Genomic DNA, 16,858 nt, shown 5'->3' with positions numbered 1-16,858 from the left:
CGTGCCTCCGCCTGCTTGGTCATTTGTACCTGCCAACGTAGTGAACAGAGTGGTAGTGATCGAACGTCACGTAGAGCAGGCCGTCGCTGGAGTACACGAGCCGGTAGCCCGGCTGCTTGCTCCGAGACATCGTATTGACAAGACCGACATCCGCCTCGTACCACACGCGACCGGAAACGGAGGGGAGGACGCCATCCTTGTTCTTGAAGACATCACCGCCGATCTGTGCATTCGGAAGGTGGTTGCCCAGAGCCTTTCCGTCCGTCCATCCTGCTTGCTTCGCCTCAGCCTTGGTGACGTAGTAGCCGGGCAGCTTTCCGGTGGTGCGGAGGCTGCGGATTGACTCGTTGGCCGCCTCCCAAGCGCGGTAGGTGCCACGCAGCCGTGCGGCGTCGGTGGCGGACGTCGCGCCCTTGGAAAGAACCTTGGCAGAGCGCAGGAAGATGATGCCGCCCATCACGCGTTCAGCGGGGGGAAGCAGCTCGCCGGTGAGGGCGTCCCTGCCTGCGATCGCCTCGTGGATGCCCTTGACGTCGCCGAGGCCCGGGATCAGGTTCAGGCCGATCGACAGCATCCGGTCCTGCCTGGCCCGCTCTTCCGGGGTCGTCTGGCGGTGCATCGAGCCGCCGAGGTGCGAGAGATCGATGCTGAGATCGTCCAGACGAAGGTTGCCCAGGTTGCGGAACGTATCGGTGGCCGCACCGATCATGCCGTTGACGGCGTTGTTGGTCTGCTCCAGCGCGACATTCATCTCCGCCACGGCGTCATTCGCCTGGTCGATCCCCCGGTTCAGCTGCGCGATCCCGGAGTTCATCTGATCCAGGCCGGCGTTGACTTGGCCCATCGCCGCGTTCATCTGGTCCAAAGCTGCGATGGTTTGCTGCATGGCTGCGTTGCACTGGTCGAGCGCGGGCTGCACGTCCTCCAACGTTTCCGCCAGCTCGCGGTTGTTGCGCTCCAGTGCCGCCACGTCGATATCGAAGTCGAGCGGCTCCTTGAGGACGCGCGCGATCTCCTTCAAATCCTCGACGATCGCTGGGAGAACGTCCGCGTTCGTCTCGGCGACGATCTTCGCCACGACGACGTGCTCTCGGAGGTCGTCGAACCTCTGCTGCGACTGCTCGAAGAGGCTCTTCAGCTCGGGGTGGTCCTTGAACTTGTGCTCGAGGAAGGAGCGGAGTTCCTGCCTGGCGGACTCCATTGCCTCGGCATCGTCGGACGGTGTTTTCTCGATCCGGTCCAGGCGGGAGCGGAGCCCCTCGGTCAGGCCCGGCAACCCCTCGGAAAGCTCCCCGATGAGATTCGTTCGGCTGCGGGAATGTTCGGGAAGCTCTTGCCCGAGGGTGTGAAGGACTTGATAGGCGGAGTAGCCGACGACGATCAGTACGCCGGTCTTGTTGCGTGCCTCCCTGATTCGCTTGATGGCATCCGAGATGCTGCCGCTTACTCGGAGGTCCGAAGCGGACCCGGTCGCTGCGGCGCTTGTGGCGCCGAAGGTCGTGAAAAGCATCAGGCAGGCCGTGACGAACGCGATGAGACGCGTGGTTCCGGCCCGGTGCGGTCTTTCCTCTTCTGCGCTGTGGAACGCGCCAGAATTGTGATCAGGCATAACGGGCGAACAGGATATCATTCCACGTTCCGCAGTCCACTGTGCACGCAGCCTGAGTCGTCCAATGCGGACGCGGCGGTGACCGCCGATGTCGGGATGTGCGGGCGGGTGTCGCTGGCTGTCCGCAGGGGTGTTCGGGCCGAGCGCTCTGTCAGAGGCCTCTTCGGCGTCGCCGTCGATGAGGGACTGACCGGCTCGCCGCTGGGTGAGCTGGTGTCGGCCCGGCGACATTCTCCGGGGGTGCGGGTGCGTCGGTGTCCGATGTGCACGGAGCGTGCCGGGGAATGAACGCTCGGTGCGCACTGGTTCGATTCTGCCGGTAATTCTGCCGACGCGTTTTTCCCAGATTCATTCTCGAAGTGCCGTGTGACGAATTCGTTACCGCGTCAAGAATCGTCTTCGGGGGCGGTTCTGGCTACCTCCTTTGGTTGGTAGCGCGGCGCGAAAAGCGGTTTGACCTGCGGAGATGTTGGCGTGGTGCGGCTGGTTGCGGGGATCCGGGAATCGCGGAGTTGTCAGTGGTGTCCAGTATGCTCAGCGGTGGGATCGTGCGAAGAGGGAGAATTCTGATGGAAAACACCGGGGGTTCGCTGGTGCGTCCGTTCCAGGTGGACCTTGGTGGCGTCGTCGATCTGCTGAGCCGGCACATTTACTCCGGTGCGCACGTCTACTTGCGCGAGCTGCTGCAGAACGGGCGCGACGCGATCGCTGCTCGCGCCAAGGTCGCCGGGCAGGACGGCCGGGGGAACATCGAGATCTTCCCGGTCGGGACGGTTCCGGAAGCGCCGGACGAGTTCGTATTCCGCGACGCCGGGCAGGGGTTGAGCGCCGCCGAGGCGGGCGAGCTGCTGGCCACCGTGGGCAAGAGCTCCAAGCGCGACGACGTGCTGAACCTGCGCGACGAGGATTTCCTGGGGCAGTTCGGCATCGGCCTGCTGAGCTGCTTCATGGTGTCGGACCGGATCGTGGTCCGCAGCCGGTCGGTGCACGGGCACCCGCCGGTGGAGTGGACCGGCTCGGCCGACGGGACCTTCGCGGTCCGTGAGCTGTCCGAGGCGGAGTCGGCCGGGATGGCGATCGGCACCGAGGTGCGGCTGTCGCCGCGACCCGACGACGCGGCCCTGCTCTCGGCGGAGAAGGTGCTGTCGCTGGCCCGCCGCTTCGGCCGGTACCTGCCGGTGGAGGTGCGGGTCCGGCGTGCGGACGGGACCTGGGACGCGGTCAACGAACCAGCGGTGTTCCTGCCGCAGGACCGTCCTGCCGACGAGCGGTCGGCGGCCGGGGTGCTGGAGGAGTTCGGCGCGGAGCTGCTCGGCAACCGTCCACTGGAGACGATTGAGCTGTCGGTCCCGGCCACCGGGACGCAAGGCGTGGCCTACGTGCTGCCGTTCGCGCCGCCGCCCGGATCCCGGCGCAGCGGCGAGCTCTACCTCGGTCGGATGCTGCTCGGCGAGGACCTGTCCGAGCTGCTGCCGGAGTGGGCCTACTTCGTGCGCTGCGTCCTCAACACCGAGGGCCTGCGGCCGACCGCGTCGCGCGAGCAGCTCGTCGCCGACGAGGCCCTGGAGTACACCCGGGAGGAGATCGGCAAGGCGCTGCGGCGCTGGATCGTCCAGCAGGCCACCACCCGACCGGCGCGGTTCGAGCGGTTCGTCGCGGTGCACCACCTGGGGCTGAAGTCGATGGCGGTGCACGACGACGACCTGGCCGCGGCGGTGCTGCCGTGGCTGACCGTGGAGACCTCGGCGGGCCGGATGACCGTCCGCGACTACCTGGACCAGTCCCGGCACGTCCGCTACGTGGAGACCGTCGACGAGTTCCGGCAGATCGCGGCGGTGGTCCCGCCCGACCACCCGGTGATCAACGGCGGCTACACCTACGAGTCGGACCTGCTGCGGCGGCTGCCGCTGCTGATCGACGGCGTCACGGTGGAGCAGGTCCAGGCCAGCTCCATCCTCGACGAGCTCGCCCCGCCGCCGATGGACGACCGCTCCAGCACGAGCGCGCTGGAGCGCCGGGCGGCCGCGGTGCTGGCCGAACTGGGCAGCGACGCGCTGGTCCGGTCGTTCCGGCCGGACGACGTGACCGCGCTCTACGTCGCCGACGCCGCCGCCATCCGCCGGATCGAGCGCACCGAGGTGCGCGACTCGGCACCGGCGGTGTGGGCCGAGGTGCTGGGCGGCATCGAGTCCTCCCTCGCGGGCAGGACCGGCCCGAAGCCCCGCCGCACCACCGCGCAGCTCTGCCTGAACTGGCAGAACTCGATGATCCGCCAGCTGTCCGGCCTGGACGACCAGCTGGTCTTCGACCGCAGCGTCCGGCTGATCTACATCCAGGCCCTGCTGGCCGGTCACCGGCCGCTGTCCCGCGCCGACCGGACCGTGATGACGACCGCGATGAGCGACCTGATCCAGCTCAGCGTCGGCATCACCGGCTGAGGCGCCACCTGAGGTTTCGCAACGAAGAGGGGACCCACGTGTCTGAAACCGCGACCGAGATCGAGCGCCTGCTCGACGAGAGCGACATGATGGCCTACGGGCCGGAGGAATCGGCGATGGTCGCCGACGCCGTCCGGCTCGCGCAGGAGGCGGGCGAGGAGGACCTGCTCTACAAGGCGCGGATGCGGCAGATCGCCAGCGCGTCGATGACCGGGGACAGCGACACGATGTTCACCGCGTTCTCCTGGTGCCTGGGCAGGCACGACTCGGACCCGGCGCGGTTCCCGCTCGAGGTCGAGAACAACGACCTGCTCTGGTACTACAAGTGGATGGCCGAGGCGGTCGCGCTGAACCCGGCGTTCCCGCAGAGCCAGGTAGACCAGGTCCTCGACGACATGGAGCGGCGCTACCGCGCGGCCGGTGTCGGGCTCTCCGGTGTGTGGCAGGCGAAGATGGCCAACGCCACCACGGCGGGCCGCTTCGCGGACGCGGCCGGTTTCCTGGCGGCCCGCGAGGAGCTGCCGCGCGACGACTACAGCCACTGCGAGGCCTGCATCCGCAGCGACGACGCCGACTACTACCGGGCCTCCGGTGACGAGGCGACGGCGCTGAAGCTGTTCGACGAGATCATCGAGAACCGCGTGCAGTGCGGGTCGGAGCCGGAGCGGGCCCAGGCCAACGCCCTGCTCCCGCTGCTGCGCGCGGGCCGCTTCGACGAGGCGAAGGCGCACCACTTCCGCAGCTACCGCGCGGCGGCGGCCAACGCCGACGGGTTCGGCATCATGGCCGACCACCTGATCTTCCTCGCGGTCACCGGCAACACCGAGCGCGGGTTGTCGCTGCTGGAGCGGCACATCGGCGAACTGCCGAAGGACCCGCTGGACGTGTACAAGCGGTTCTACGCGCTGGTGTCCTACGGCGTGCTGCTGGACGCGGTGGCGCGCAGCGGGCACGGCGACGTCGAGGTCCGGGGCAGCGACATGCCCGACGTGGCAGCGGTCTTCGGCGTCGAGCCCCGCCCGCGCACCGCCGCCGAGCTGGCCGCCGAGTCGTGGCGGGTCGCGGGTGAGATCGCGGAGGCCTTCGACGAGCGCAACGGCAACGAGCACTTCGCTACCGAGGTCCAGCGCGCCCGCGCGCTGGCGGACGAGCACTACGACCTGCCGATCGAGACGCGGACGTTCGTGTCCGCCGAGCTCGCCGAGCCGACCGCGCCGAGGACCCCGGCCGAGCGCCTGGAGCTCGCCGAGGAGACCGCCCTGCTCAAGGACGACTACGACGCGGCGATGCAGCTGCTGGAGGAGCTGCCGGAACCCGAGCTGCTGCCCCGGTACTACAACACCGTGCTGGCGATCTGCCGGGGCCGGGGGGACCGGGACGGCGCGCTGGCGGCCATCAAGGCACGGACCGAGGCGCTGCGCGCGCTGGGCGAGGTGCGGCGGGCCGACCAGGAGGACGAACTCGGCCTGGTGCTGCACGGGCCGTTCAACGCCGATGCGGCAGACGCGCTGCGCGCCGCGCTGGAGCGGACCGACCTCGAGCCGGAGGTGCGGGTCAAGGCCCTGATCGCGCTCGTCGTGCACCCGGACTCCGGCAACGACCCGGCCGCCGACCTCGAACTGGTGCGGGAAGCCGCCGCGATCGCCGAGTCCGCGGAGCTGGAGCAGCTGGCGACCGTGCGCTTGGTGCTGGGCTCGGTCCTGGCGGGCGTGGGCGAGCCGGACGCCGCCGCGGAAACCCTGGACGCCCTGCTGGGCTCCGACGTCGAACGGCGCATCCGGGTCAAGGCGCTCGAGACGCGGGCCCGGCTGGCCGGTGGCATGGGCGACTTCGAGACCGGTGTCCGCCTGGCCGACGAGCTGCTGGACCTGAACACGGCGATCGGGTCCCGGTCCTGGGCGTCGAGCGCGGCGATTTTGGCGGCGCACCTGTACGACGACCTCGGTCGGCCCGACGAGGCGGTGAACCGCGCGCAGGTCGCGGTGCGGCACGCGGAGCTCGGCGACACCGACGACCTGAACTCCAACCGGTACTGGCTGGGCCGGTTCCTGCTGCAGACGGGGGAGCCCGATCTGGCGATGGAGTCGCTGGACGCGGCGGCCGCGGGGTTCGCGGGCAGCGAGGGCGGGGGAGCTGCCGCCCTGGAGGCGCGGTACTGGCTGGGCCTGGCCGCGCGCCACGCCCAGGAGCTGGGCACGGCGTACGGGATCTTCGCCGAGGTGGCGCACTTCGCGGCGGAGTCGGGCGAGGAAACGCTGGTGGAGCTGGCGATCCGGGCGCACCTGGCGCTCGGTGACCTGCTGGTCTCGGTGGACGACTCCGACGCCGTCGACAGCTACCGGGAGGCCCTCCGGCTGGCTCGCGAGCACGAGCAGGTCGAGCTGGTCGCCCGGACGCTGCACCAGCTCGGCCAGAGCAAGATCAAGTTCGGGGACGAGTCGGGGCTGGCCGATCTCGACGAGGCGATCGAGGCCGGGCGGGTAGCCGGGCAGGACTGGTTCGTCGCGGACACCACCGACACCAAGGCGCGGGCGCTGGCCTCGATGGAGCGCGGCGAGGAGGCGATCCCGCTCGCGCTGACCGCCGCCGACGGCTACGCCGCGGTCGGCGACGAGGGCTCCGCGGCGATGGCGGAGCTGCTGGCCGCCCGGGTGCTGGGCGACGCGGGCCGGTCCGACGAGTCGGTCGGCATGTACTGGGCGTCGCTGCAGCGGCTGCCGGTGGGCAGCCAGGCGCACACCGGGGTGTCGCTGGAGTTCGGCGAGGTGCTGGAGAAACTGGGGCGCTCGGTCGAGGCCGCCGAGGTCCGCGCCGCCGTCGCCGACTGATCGGCCGCGGGGTGCCCCTCCGGTGCGATGGGGCACCCCGCGTCCGCAGTGGATTTCCGTGTCCGACCGTGAGGATCAGCGATGGCCGAATCCCCTGCGCCGTCCGGGAACTACTTCGGGCTGGTCAACCGCGTCGACCGGGGCGTCCTCGTGCGGATCGTCACTAGGGGCGAGGACGCATCTCGCCTGCCGGAGGACCCCGAGGCGATCGCGGGCAAGGTCTACTCGCCCATCGAGCGCGTCCTGCTCGCTGGGCTCCTCTGCGTCGTGAGCGTGGCGGCCGTCTTCCTCATCACAGTGAACGCGTGGGACGTCGAGGGTTTCTTCCCGTGGTACTGGAACGTGGTCTGGGTGCTCTTCCCGTGGGTGTTCCTCGGACCAGCCTGGGGCGCGTACTTCGAGAAGGTGCGCCGGAACGTCTCCGCATCCCGGTTCGCCGAGTCTTACGAGGAGTTCCGGGCGGAGTCGGTCCATGTTCGCGGAACCGTCGCGGGCGTGCGCGAGAAGCCAGCCCGGCATCGCAGAGTCGGCCAGCTGGTCGTCGACGTCGCCTACGAGCGGCCGACCGGGGAGCGGGCTTCGGTCGTGGCGATCTCACCCGACATCAACATGCCGCACCACGAGGTCCCGGAGATCGGCGCACCCGCCCACGTCTGGCTCAGCCCGGACGAGCACACCCGGGTCGTGCAGATCCCGGCCCGCTGACAGGTGTTCCGCACCGCCCTGGTGGCTGGGCGGTGCGGAACGGGCTATCCGACCGCGTCGCGGATGGTGTTGTACAGGTCCAGCACCGCGGCGGCAGTGGGGATCAGGGCGATCAGCACCAGGTACTCGGCGCGGTCCAGCCAGCGGGCGCGGATCGGGGCGCTCGAGCTCGGCCCGCGCCCGGCGTAGTACAGGCACGCGACCCCGGCCAGCGCGGTGCCCGCGCCCAGCGCGAGCAGCCAGTTCGCGTCCAACGTGGACAGCAGGCGGGTGGCCAGGCCGACCAGCAGGACCAGGCCGATGACGATCGTCGCGACCCGCTGCGCGGTGCCCGCGTAGGAGCGGGAGCGCAGCAGCCAGGCGGCGGCCACCAGCGCGACCAGGACCGGTGACCACGGGGACGGGTCGCCGAGCAGCACCAGGCAGCAACCGGCCGTCACGATGCCGAGCGCGGTGACCAGTCCGGTGAGGATGCGGGTGGCGGTCGTCGTCGGGCCGAGCACCGCGGAGCCGAGCGTGGGTTGCTCGTCGGCGCGGAAGGAATCCATGTCGGCTGGCACCTTGGGCATCGGCAACCTCGCCAGGCGCAGCGAGATCATCGGTGCCGCGGCGGTCAGCGCCGCCGTCAACGCCACCGCCACTGCTGCCACCCGCGGACCGGGCAGGTCGAACAGCGGGACGCAGGCGGTGATCGCCGCACCGAGCGCCGAAGCGGCGATGACGGGCGCGAACCAGGTGAACCGGTGGACCAGCATCGCCGCTGCGGTGGCGTAGAGGGTGACCGCGGCGAGGCCGAGCGGCAGCGTACCCACCGGGAGGTGCGGCGGGAGCGCTGTGGCTCCGGCCAGCAGAGCAGGCACGACACCCGCTGCGGAGGTCGCGGTGGCGGCGTCCATGTCGCCGCGGGCGCGGGACAACGCACCGCCCGACAACACGAGGGCCACGGCGATCAACGCGCACGACGCCGGTGCCAGGATGCTCCCGCCGAGAGCGGCGGCGGCGAACGCGGTCGTCCCGGTGAACAGCACCACCGCCGCCAGCAGGCTGACCCGCCGCCCGGCCCTCGGACGCCACGGCCCGGCGCGGGTCTGCGCGGCCCCGGCGATCGCGTCCACCGCGTCGTCGAAGACCAGCGGGGTTTCCCGGCCCGGGCGGGGCTGCAGGGACAGGATCTCGCCGTCCTGCATCAGCGTCGCCGACACCGTCAGGCCCGGCGCCAGCGGGGCGCCGCCGAGTCGGGCGAGCACCCAGCCCGGGTGCTGCTCCGAGCGGGGCGGCGTCCCGGTGAGCCGGACCAGCTGCGGGATCAGCTCCGCCACCGTGCACTCCAGCGGCAGCGCGACGTCGACCCGGGAACCGGGAGCAACCACGGTTACCCGGCGCGGTGCTGCCATCAGGCGCGCTCGTCGGCGGAACCGAGCACCGGCGCGAGCCGCTGCTCGGCGAGCCGGGCCAACCGGTCCAGCGCGTCGTTGGCGGCTTCGGCGACCATCTCGCCGATGTCCCGGGCGTCGTAGCGGCGCAGGACCTCCGGGTCGATCGCGACCTCGGTGAACCGGCCGGTACCGCGGACCGTGGCGGTCACCTCGTCGTCGCGGGAGCGGCCGGAGACCAGCGCGGTGTCGACGTCCTGCCGGATCCGGTCGACCTCCGCCTGCTGGTGCTGCAACCGCTGCACCAGCTCGGTCAGCTCGGGCAGGTCGTCCGCGGCGGGGTGCAGAGCGTTCATCGGTGCGCTTCCGGGGTCAGGCGGCCACGGCGGCGGGCGTGCCGCTGTCGGCGAACAGGGTGGTCAGGGTCTGGCTGAGCGCGTTCTTGTTCTGCTCGGCGGCCGCTTCGAACTGCGACTTCAGCTGCATCGCCTGCACGACCGCGTTCATGATGGCCAGGGCGATGGCGGCCTCCCGCCACGGCGAGTGCATGCCCTGCGCGGCCCGGATGGCGTCCATCATGCGCTGCACGACGTCCACCGCCTGCTGCAGGAAGTCCTCCTTGTGCTGCTGGGCCGTGCTGCGGGCCTGGACCAGCGCGTCGGACGCCGCGGTGAGCCGCTGGCTCTCCTTCTCCAGGGCCACCTTCAGGACGTTGGTCAACTGGTCCACGAAGTCGTCCGAGGTCTGGCGGCAGGCGTCGTAGCCCTTGCCGTTCCACGTCTCACCCAGCTGCGCCACGACCTGGTCGGTCGCCCCCGCCGCCGCGCCCACCTGCTGGGCGCACTGCGCGCAGTCCCTGGCCTTGGACCGCAGCTCGCCGGGATCGCCCGTGACGTCGCCGATCGCCTGGGTGAGCAGCGCCAGGCCTGCCCTGATGATCGCGGTGACCAGACTGGTGTCCATGCCGCACCTCCATTCCCGGCGAGCGTAGGGCGGCGGTGGTCCCCGGCTGGACGGCAAAAGTACCCACCTGCGGCGATGCCGGTGTTGGCGACACTCCCGGTGTTCCCCGAGTGGAGGCGGAAGTACCGATGCGGACCCAACCGGCCCTGCGCTCCGAGCAGCAGCGCGGGGAGATCGTGCTGCAGGCCCCGCCCGCCGTGGCCAAGGGCGGCGGCAGCCAGTCCTGGATGCAGATGATGTTCATGGTGCCGATGATGCTGGGCATGGGCGTCATGTCGTTCGTCTACATCGGACGCTCCGGCGGTCCGATGACCTACGTCTTCGGCGGTCTGTTCGCGGTGGTGATGATCGGCATGATCACCATGTCGGTGGCGGGCGGGCGGCAGTCTGCCAAGGCCCGGATCAACGAGGAGCGCCGGGACTACCAGCGCTACCTCGCCGGGCTGCGCAAGCAGGTCCGGGAGACCGCCGAGGCCCAGCGCGCCGCGCTGCTGTTCACCCAACCCGACCCCGAGGACCTGTGGACCATCGTGCCCACCCAGCGGCGCTGGGAGCGGCGCCGGGCGGACGTCCACTTCGGCCAGGTGCGCATCGGCCTCGGCCCCCAGCAGCTGGCCACCCCGCTGCGCGCGCCGCAGACCGCACCGCTGGAGGACCTGGACCCGGTCGCCTCCACCTCGCTGCGCCACTTCATCCGCACCTACTCGACCGTGCCCGACCTGCCGGTGGCCATCGCGCTGCGCGGCTACGCCCGCATCGCGGTCAGCGGAGCCCGGGAGGAGGCCATCGAGCTGGTGCGCGCCGCGATCGGCCAGGCGGTCACCTTCCACTCGCCGAACGACCTGCGCGTCGCGCTGTGCGTGGCGGCGCGCCACCGCGCGGACTGGGACTGGGTGAAGTGGTTGCCGCACGCGCAGGACTCCTCCGACTCGGACGCCGCCGGGCCGGTCCGGCTGGCCGCCGGGGACATCGGAGCGCTCGCGGAACTGCTGGGCGCCGACTTCGCCGAACGCCCGGCGTTCAGCAGACACGCCAAGCCCGAGCCGGAGCGACCGCACCTGGTGGTGATCTCCGACGGCAGCCCGGTCCCGCCGGATGCCGAGCGGCACGGCGTCACCGTGCTCGAACTGGCCGAGCTGCCGCCCGACGCGGTGCGGCCGAACGCGCTGTTCCTGCACGTCTCCGACGGGTTGATGGGGATGCTGGTCGGCACCGACGACGAGGTCGGGTTCCGCTACGTCGGCGAACCGGACCAGCTGAGCACCACCGCCGCCGAGGTGCTGGCCCGGACGATGGCCCCGTGGCACACCCCCGGTTCGACCGCCGCGGAAACCCCGATGGCGACGACGTTCGGCCTGGCCGATCTGCTCGGCCTCGGCGACCCCCGCGACACCGACCCCGCGGTGACCTGGCGGCCCCGCAGCGCCCGCGAGCGGCTGCGCGTCCCGCTGGGGCTGGACCTCGACGGCCTGCCGGTCGAGCTCGACCTCAAGGAGTCCGCCGAAGGCGGGATGGGCCCGCACGGGCTGGTGATCGGCGCGACCGGCTCCGGCAAGAGCGAACTGCTCCGCACGCTGGTGACCGGCCTGGCCGTGACGCACTCCTCGGAGGCGCTGAACCTGGCGCTGATCGACTTCAAGGGCGGGGCGACCTTCGCCGGGATGAGCGAGCTGCCGCACACCTGCGCGGTGATCACCAACCTCTCCGACGACCTCGCGCTGGTGGACCGCATGGCCGATGCGATCCACGGGGAGCTGGTGCGCCGCCAGGAGCTGCTGCGCACCGCCGGGAACTACGCGTCGGTGCGCGACTACGAGCAGGCCCGAGAGGCAGGCGCGGACCTGGCGCCGCTGCCCGCGCTGCTGGTGATCATCGACGAGTTCAGCGAGCTGCTGTCCAGCAGGCCGGAGTTCATCGACCTGTTCGTGATGATCGGCCGCCTCGGGCGCAGCCTCTCGGTGCACCTGCTGCTGGCCTCGCAGCGGCTGGAGGAGGGGCGCCTGCGCGGGCTCGACGCCCACCTGTCCTACCGGATCGGCCTGCGCACGTTCTCAGCGTCGGAGAGCCGCACCGTGCTGGGCGTCCCGGACGCCTACCACCTGCCCGCCGTGCCGGGCTCGGCGTACCTCAAGAGCGACACCGACACCTTGCAGCGGCTCAAGGCCGCGTACGTCTCCGGCGAGCTGCCACCTCGGGCCGCGGCCGGTGCGGTGCCGGAATCCGCGCCCGGCAGGCAGGTCGTCTCGTTCACGCTGGGCCACGCGGCGGACCCGGCGCCACCGGTGGTGTGGCCGACGGAACTGCCCGAGGCCGAACCGCAGGAGAGCACCGGCGAGACCATCATGAGCGCCGTGGTCGACCGGCTGGTGGGGCGGGGACCGGCCGCGCACCGGATCTGGCTGCCGCCCCTGGACGAGCCGCCCACGCTCGACCAGCTGCTCCCGCCCCTGGGGCTCGACCCGGAGCGCGGGCTGTGCCCGGTGGGCTGGAGCGGCAACGGCGCGCTGTCGATCCCGGTGGCCACTGTGGACAATCCGTTCGAGCAGCGCCGGGACGAGCTGTGGCTGGACTTCTCCGGCGCGGCGGGCAACGCGCTGCTGATCGGCGCGCCGCAGAGCGGCAAGAGCACCTTCCTGCGCAGCACGATCGCCTCGCTCGCGCTCACCCACACCCCGGCGGAGGTGCAGTTCTTCCTGCTGGACATGGGCGGCGGCGCGCTCGCCGCGGTCGCCGGGCTGCCGCACGTCAGCGGCCACGCCGCGCGCCGCGACGAGGAGCGCTGCCGACGCATCGTCGCCGAGGCCACCACGCTGCTCGACCAGCGGGAGGCGTTCTTCGCCGAGCACGGCATCGACTCCGCGCAGACCTTCCGGCAGCGGCGCTCCGAGTTCACCGAGGGCGGCGGGCGCGAGTTCGGCGACGTGTTCGTCGTGGTCGACGACTGGGCGACGGTGCGCCAGGAGTTCTCCTCGCTGGAGGACCCGCTGGTCCGGCTGGCCACCCGCGGCCTCGGCTTCGGCATCCACGTGATCATCTCCACCACCTGGTGGCTGAACCTGCCGACCCCGCTGCGCGACAGCATGGGCACCCGCGTCGAACTGCGCCTGGGCGACCCCAGCGACTCGATGATCGACCGCCGCGCCGCGCAGAACGTCCCCGCCGATGCGCCCGGACGCGGCCTGACGGCGGACAAGCTCCACATGCTGGGGGCACTGCCCAGAGTGGATGGTGACCAGCGGGCGGAAACCCTGGCAGCGGGCACCTCGGAACTCGTCGCCCGCGTCGCCCAGGCCTGGCAGGGCGCCCCGGCACCGCGCGTGCGGCTGCTGCCGCGCGAGATCCCCGCCGCGGAGATCGCACTGCCCGAAGGGCGGGCGATCCCGCTGGGACTGGCCGAATCCGACCTGCAGCCGGTGTACCTCGACCTCACCACCGAACCGCACTTCATCGCCTTCGCCGACGTCGAGAGCGGCAAGACCGCACTGCTGCGCACCATCGCGCACGGCATCACCCGCCAGTACACCCCGGACGAAGCGCGGATCATCGCGGTGGACTACCGGCGCGGCCTGCTCGGTGCCATCGGCGAGGAACACCTGCTCGGCTACGCCGGATCCGAACCCGCGCTCGACGACGCGATCGCCCAGGTCGCCCAGGCGATGCGAGAACGCCTGCCCGGCCCCGACATCACCCCCGAACAGCTGCGCCGCCGCGACTGGTGGCAGGGCCGCGAACTGTTCCTGCTCGTCGACGACTACGAACTCGTCGCCTCACCCGGCAAGGTCACCCACCCGCTGCTGCCGCTGCTGGACCTGCTGCCGCACGCCCGCGACATCGGCCTGCACCTGGTGCTGGCGCGCGGCAGCGGCGGCGCGGCGCGAGCCATGTTCGACCCGGTCGTCCAGCGCATCCGGGAACTGGGCTCGCCGGGACTGGTCATGTCGGGAAGCCGCGACGAAGGCCCGCTGCTCGGCGACGTCCGGCCCGGCAAGCGACCACCCGGCCGCGGCGTGCTGGTGCGCCGCCGCGCAGCGAACGAACTCGTCCAGGTCGCGTGGACCCCGATCGGTGCGGGCACAAGTGCCGCCGCCGACGACGTCAGTTCTGCCGTGGGGCAGCACCGCGAACAACCCTAGTGTCACAGGGGAAAGGAGGCGGAAGACATGAGCACACCCCAGGGTGTCGTCGTCGACCGGGCGGTCATGAGCAAGGCCGCCAGCGACTTCGACGACACGGCGACGCGGATCCGCGAGATGATGGCCAAGCTCAACGCCGAGGTGGAAGGACTGGTCGGCGCGACCCAGAACTTCAACGGCTCGGCCCGGCTCGCGTTCGACCAGAACAAGATGCTGCTCAACGACAAGATCCAGCGGGCGCAGAACGAGCTGACCGTCATCGCGACCAAGTTCAACGAGGTCATGAACCAGCACGCGGGCTTCTCCGAGCAGCAGAGCGCGCAGATCAACCAGACCACCGCCGCCCTGCACTCCGGCGGCGGCATCATCGCCGGACTCAACGGCTGAACGCCAAGGAGCGAGCATGAGCTACGTGGGTGGACCCTCCAGCGACACCGTCGCGATGAACTTCGGCGCGGTGGACAACGCGGGCAGCACGCTGGTCCGGTACTCCGGTTCGATCAGCACCGCGCTCGGCGAACTGGACACCGCCCTGGGCCCGGTCCGCGAGACCTGGTACCAGTCGGGCAGCCAGTCCGGAGCCGAAGCGCGCACCGCGGAGGCCAACCTCCGCAGCGCGCTGGCCGAGATGACCCAGATCATCAACAAACTGGGCTCGCTGCTGAGCCGCTCGGCGATGGACGGAGCAGCCCTGGACAACTCCCTGGCCGCTAAATTCGTTTGATCGTCTGGCTGGTTTGCGTGGCGGTGCGGGTAGTGGAACCTCAGAGGCTTTCTCGCTGCGGGATCCCGTTTTTATGTATGCCAAATACACAGCAAACGGGCTGTCCTCGCGAGAAAGCCTCTGAGAACCCGCGGCGGTGCCGGTTGCGGGGGTGGGTTATGCGCCTGGCGGCGCATGCGACGGCCCTTTGATCGGTGCCGGTCGTTCGTCGCGGTTGCTGCTTACCGCTGGAAGCGGCTGGCGCCGCTTGCCTGACGATGGTTGCTTTAGCGGCTTGTCTCACCACTTCGGCTTGCCTTGCGGCTGCCTGGTGTTGACGTTGGTCGGTTTGCGTTCTTGCCGCGCTGCTTCTGCTTCGGTGGTGGGGTTCGAGTTTGCAGGCTTTGTTCGGTGAGTGTTTTTGGTTGCTCTGGTAGCTAAAGGCGCTCACGAGCGTTGGTGGGTCGGTGGGGTCGGGTTCGTCGGTGGGGCGCGGGTTGCCTTGGAGACCGTGGGAAGGGTTGTCATGTCCAGCAATGGATCGTTCGCGATTCATCTGCAGTCGTTGGTGGAGTTCGCCGCTGAGCTCACCACCCAGCTGACCGGGATGGACCGGCCGAACGGGCACCTCGAATCGCTCACCGAGCGGGAGCTGCGGCTCGGGGCCTTCAACGAGGCCGGGTCGCTGTGGGAGAACCACTTCCTCGCCGTGGCCGAGATGCGGAGCTTGGTGGCGCGGGCGCGGGAGGCGATCGACTTCGCCGAGAAGATCACCGGCACCGTGATGGACGCCTACCAGCAGCACGACGACCAGGTCACCTCGTCGCTGTCCGGCCTCGGCTCGGCGGTACACGCGGTCGACCTGCCCTGGACCGGGAGGACGTGAGCCGCATGCGGGAACCGACCGACTTCTTCGCCTACAGCCACCAGCAGCTCGTCGCGATGCTGCAGTCCGGCGACGACGCCTCGGTGCGCCCGGCCGCCGATTCCTGGGACAGCGTGGGCGCTTCGCTGCACGAGCAGGCCGGGAACCTGGAGGCCAAGCTGGCGAAGTTCCAGGAGCAGTGGCAGGGCGGCGCCGCCGAGCAGTACCGGGTGATGATCAAGGACCTGGCCGGAGGGCTGCGCCGCATCGCCGACTCCGCGTTCGCCATCCGCGACCGGGTGCACGACTCGGCGGACGCGCTGGCCAAAGCGCGCGCCGAGATGCCACCAGCGGTCGAGGTCGCCGACCTGCCGCCGGAGACCAAGCAGTGGGCGACCGCCTCGCTGCAGGTACCAGCCGAAGCCTCACCAGCGATGGTCGCCGAGCTGCGGCAGCGCCAGGCCACCGCAGCTCAAGCGGTGCAGCAGCACCAACAGGCGAGCGCGGCCGCCGACGCGGCCCACAGCAAGGCGATCGCGGTGATGACCGAGCTCGGCACGCGCTACCGGGCGGCCGACCAGGGCATGCCGCTGACCGACCACACAGCAGTGCCGGGCGCACCGGTGCCGGGCGGCTCCGGAGGGGACGCGGAACCCGGCGGCGGTGGCGAGGACGCGGCACCGCCCGGTGAGCAGTTGCCGCTGGTGCCGGACCCGGTGGCCAAGCAGCCCTCGACACCGCTGTTCGGCAACATGTTCACCGCCGGTCTGGCAGCGGCGTCGGCCGCCGGTATGGGGCGGCTCGGCACCTTCCGGCCGCCGAAGGTGCCGGACTGGGGAAAGCCGAAGGACCCCGCCGAGGAGGAAGACGACAAGCCCACCAAGCCGGTCGGCATGCCCGGCACCGGAGGGCTGTCCCTCGGCGGAGGCGGCGGTCCCGGTGCCGCCGCACCGGTCGCCGCGGCCGGTTTGGGAGGGGCGGCCCCGGCGACCAACGCGATGGGAACCGCAGGGGTACTGGGGGCTGCGGCGGGAGCGGCGAACGCGGCGGGCAGCGGCGTCGGGCACATGCCCATGATGCCGATGATGCCGTTCGCCCCGGGGGCGCAGGACATGTCCGGGGCGCGCCGCATCCCGCCGTGGTTGGTGGAGACCGAGGAGGTCTGGGGCGAGTCCTCGATCGTGACCCCTTCAGTGCTCGGCGCCGACCAGTCCGAGCAGCGCCCCACGTTCTGAAGGAGA

The 16,858-nt window shown here is 70.9% G+C and carries 12 protein-coding genes; 8 read left to right on the top strand and 4 right to left on the bottom strand.

Going from position 1 to position 16,858, the window contains the following annotated elements; genetic code table 11:
• Positions 1-19: 19 nt before the first annotated feature.
• Positions 20-1,609, bottom strand: a complete 1,590-nt coding sequence (locus F1721_RS34815; protein WP_211840568.1) for a pre-toxin TG domain-containing protein — start codon at positions 1,607-1,609, stop codon at positions 20-22.
• A 569-nt stretch (positions 1,610-2,178) separates the two neighbouring features.
• Between F1721_RS34815 and F1721_RS22220 the strand changes: the two genes are divergently transcribed.
• The 3 genes from F1721_RS22220 to F1721_RS22210 all read left to right on the top strand — a co-directional run bounded on the left by F1721_RS22220 (position 2,179) and on the right by F1721_RS22210 (position 7,580).
• Positions 2,179-4,047, top strand: coding sequence for an HSP90 family protein (locus F1721_RS22220; RefSeq protein ID WP_150068679.1), 1,869 nt, complete (start codon positions 2,179-2,181; stop codon positions 4,045-4,047).
• Between the two features lie 38 nt (positions 4,048-4,085).
• Positions 4,086-6,875: a tetratricopeptide repeat protein gene (locus F1721_RS22215; RefSeq protein ID WP_150068678.1), complete on the top strand. Its 2,790-nt coding sequence runs from the start codon at positions 4,086-4,088 to the stop codon at positions 6,873-6,875.
• 81 nt (positions 6,876-6,956) lie between these two features.
• Positions 6,957-7,580, top strand: a complete 624-nt coding sequence (locus tag F1721_RS22210; RefSeq protein ID WP_150068677.1) for a hypothetical protein — start codon at positions 6,957-6,959, stop codon at positions 7,578-7,580.
• 44 nt (positions 7,581-7,624) lie between these two features.
• Here F1721_RS22210 and eccD read toward each other — a convergent pair whose 3' ends face one another.
• From eccD to F1721_RS22195, 3 genes are read right to left on the bottom strand one after another with little or no spacing between them, the layout of a single operon-like run.
• Positions 7,625-8,974, bottom strand: coding sequence for a type VII secretion integral membrane protein EccD (gene eccD / locus F1721_RS22205; RefSeq protein ID WP_150068676.1), 1,350 nt, complete (start codon positions 8,972-8,974; stop codon positions 7,625-7,627).
• Complete coding sequence (locus tag F1721_RS22200) at positions 8,974-9,309, bottom strand: YbaB/EbfC family nucleoid-associated protein (protein WP_150068675.1); 336 nt, start codon at positions 9,307-9,309, stop codon at positions 8,974-8,976. Before F1721_RS22200 ends, eccD begins: the two co-directional genes overlap by 1 nt.
• 16 nt (positions 9,310-9,325) lie before the next feature.
• Positions 9,326-9,916 (bottom strand): WXG100 family type VII secretion target, encoded by a 591-nt coding sequence (locus F1721_RS22195; RefSeq protein ID WP_150068674.1) that lies wholly within the window; start codon positions 9,914-9,916, stop codon positions 9,326-9,328.
• A gap of 128 nt (positions 9,917-10,044) precedes the next feature.
• On the opposite strand from F1721_RS22195, the gene eccCa reads away from it, so the two are divergent.
• The 5 genes from eccCa to F1721_RS22170 all read left to right on the top strand — a co-directional run bounded on the left by eccCa (position 10,045) and on the right by F1721_RS22170 (position 16,852).
• Positions 10,045-14,049: a type VII secretion protein EccCa gene (eccCa, locus tag F1721_RS22190; RefSeq protein ID WP_150068673.1), complete on the top strand. Its 4,005-nt coding sequence runs from the start codon at positions 10,045-10,047 to the stop codon at positions 14,047-14,049.
• A gap of 27 nt (positions 14,050-14,076) precedes the next feature.
• Positions 14,077-14,436: a WXG100 family type VII secretion target gene (locus F1721_RS22185; RefSeq protein ID WP_150068672.1), complete on the top strand. Its 360-nt coding sequence runs from the start codon at positions 14,077-14,079 to the stop codon at positions 14,434-14,436.
• A 16-nt stretch (positions 14,437-14,452) separates the two neighbouring features.
• Positions 14,453-14,773, top strand: a complete 321-nt coding sequence (locus F1721_RS22180; protein WP_150068671.1) for a hypothetical protein — start codon at positions 14,453-14,455, stop codon at positions 14,771-14,773.
• Between the two features lie 505 nt (positions 14,774-15,278).
• The gene (locus F1721_RS22175; protein WP_150068670.1) at positions 15,279-15,638 is read left to right on the top strand and encodes a hypothetical protein; all 360 of its coding nucleotides are present in this window, start codon (positions 15,279-15,281) and stop codon (positions 15,636-15,638) included.
• A gap of 5 nt (positions 15,639-15,643) precedes the next feature.
• Positions 15,644-16,852, top strand: a complete 1,209-nt coding sequence (locus F1721_RS22170; RefSeq protein WP_150068669.1) for a WXG100 family type VII secretion target — start codon at positions 15,644-15,646, stop codon at positions 16,850-16,852.
• The last annotated feature ends 6 nt before the right edge of the window (positions 16,853-16,858 follow it).

Source organism: Saccharopolyspora hirsuta (assembly GCF_008630535.1).
Taxonomy (GTDB): domain Bacteria; phylum Actinomycetota; class Actinomycetes; order Mycobacteriales; family Pseudonocardiaceae; genus Saccharopolyspora; species Saccharopolyspora hirsuta.
The sequence above is the reverse complement of the archived record's forward strand: the minus strand, read 5'-3'. Positions and strand labels throughout refer to the sequence as shown.

Coding starts and splice junctions, on each gene's coding strand:
- F1721_RS22220 (WP_150068679.1), top strand. CDS start 2,179: ATGGAAAACACCGGGGGTTCGCTGGTGCGTCCGTTCCAGGTGGACCTT.
- eccD (WP_150068676.1), bottom strand. CDS start 8,974: ATGGCAGCACCGCGCCGGGTAACCGTGGTTGCTCCCGGTTCCCGGGTC.
- eccCa (WP_150068673.1), top strand. CDS start 10,045: ATGCGGACCCAACCGGCCCTGCGCTCCGAGCAGCAGCGCGGGGAGATC.
- F1721_RS22195 (WP_150068674.1), bottom strand. CDS start 9,916: ATGGACACCAGTCTGGTCACCGCGATCATCAGGGCAGGCCTGGCGCTG.
- F1721_RS22170 (WP_150068669.1), top strand. CDS start 15,644: ATGCGGGAACCGACCGACTTCTTCGCCTACAGCCACCAGCAGCTCGTC.
- F1721_RS34815 (WP_211840568.1), bottom strand. CDS start 1,609: ATGCCTGATCACAATTCTGGCGCGTTCCACAGCGCAGAAGAGGAAAGA.
- F1721_RS22210 (WP_150068677.1), top strand. CDS start 6,957: ATGGCCGAATCCCCTGCGCCGTCCGGGAACTACTTCGGGCTGGTCAAC.
- F1721_RS22185 (WP_150068672.1), top strand. CDS start 14,077: ATGAGCACACCCCAGGGTGTCGTCGTCGACCGGGCGGTCATGAGCAAG.
- F1721_RS22175 (WP_150068670.1), top strand. CDS start 15,279: ATGTCCAGCAATGGATCGTTCGCGATTCATCTGCAGTCGTTGGTGGAG.
- F1721_RS22180 (WP_150068671.1), top strand. CDS start 14,453: ATGAGCTACGTGGGTGGACCCTCCAGCGACACCGTCGCGATGAACTTC.
- F1721_RS22200 (WP_150068675.1), bottom strand. CDS start 9,309: ATGAACGCTCTGCACCCCGCCGCGGACGACCTGCCCGAGCTGACCGAG.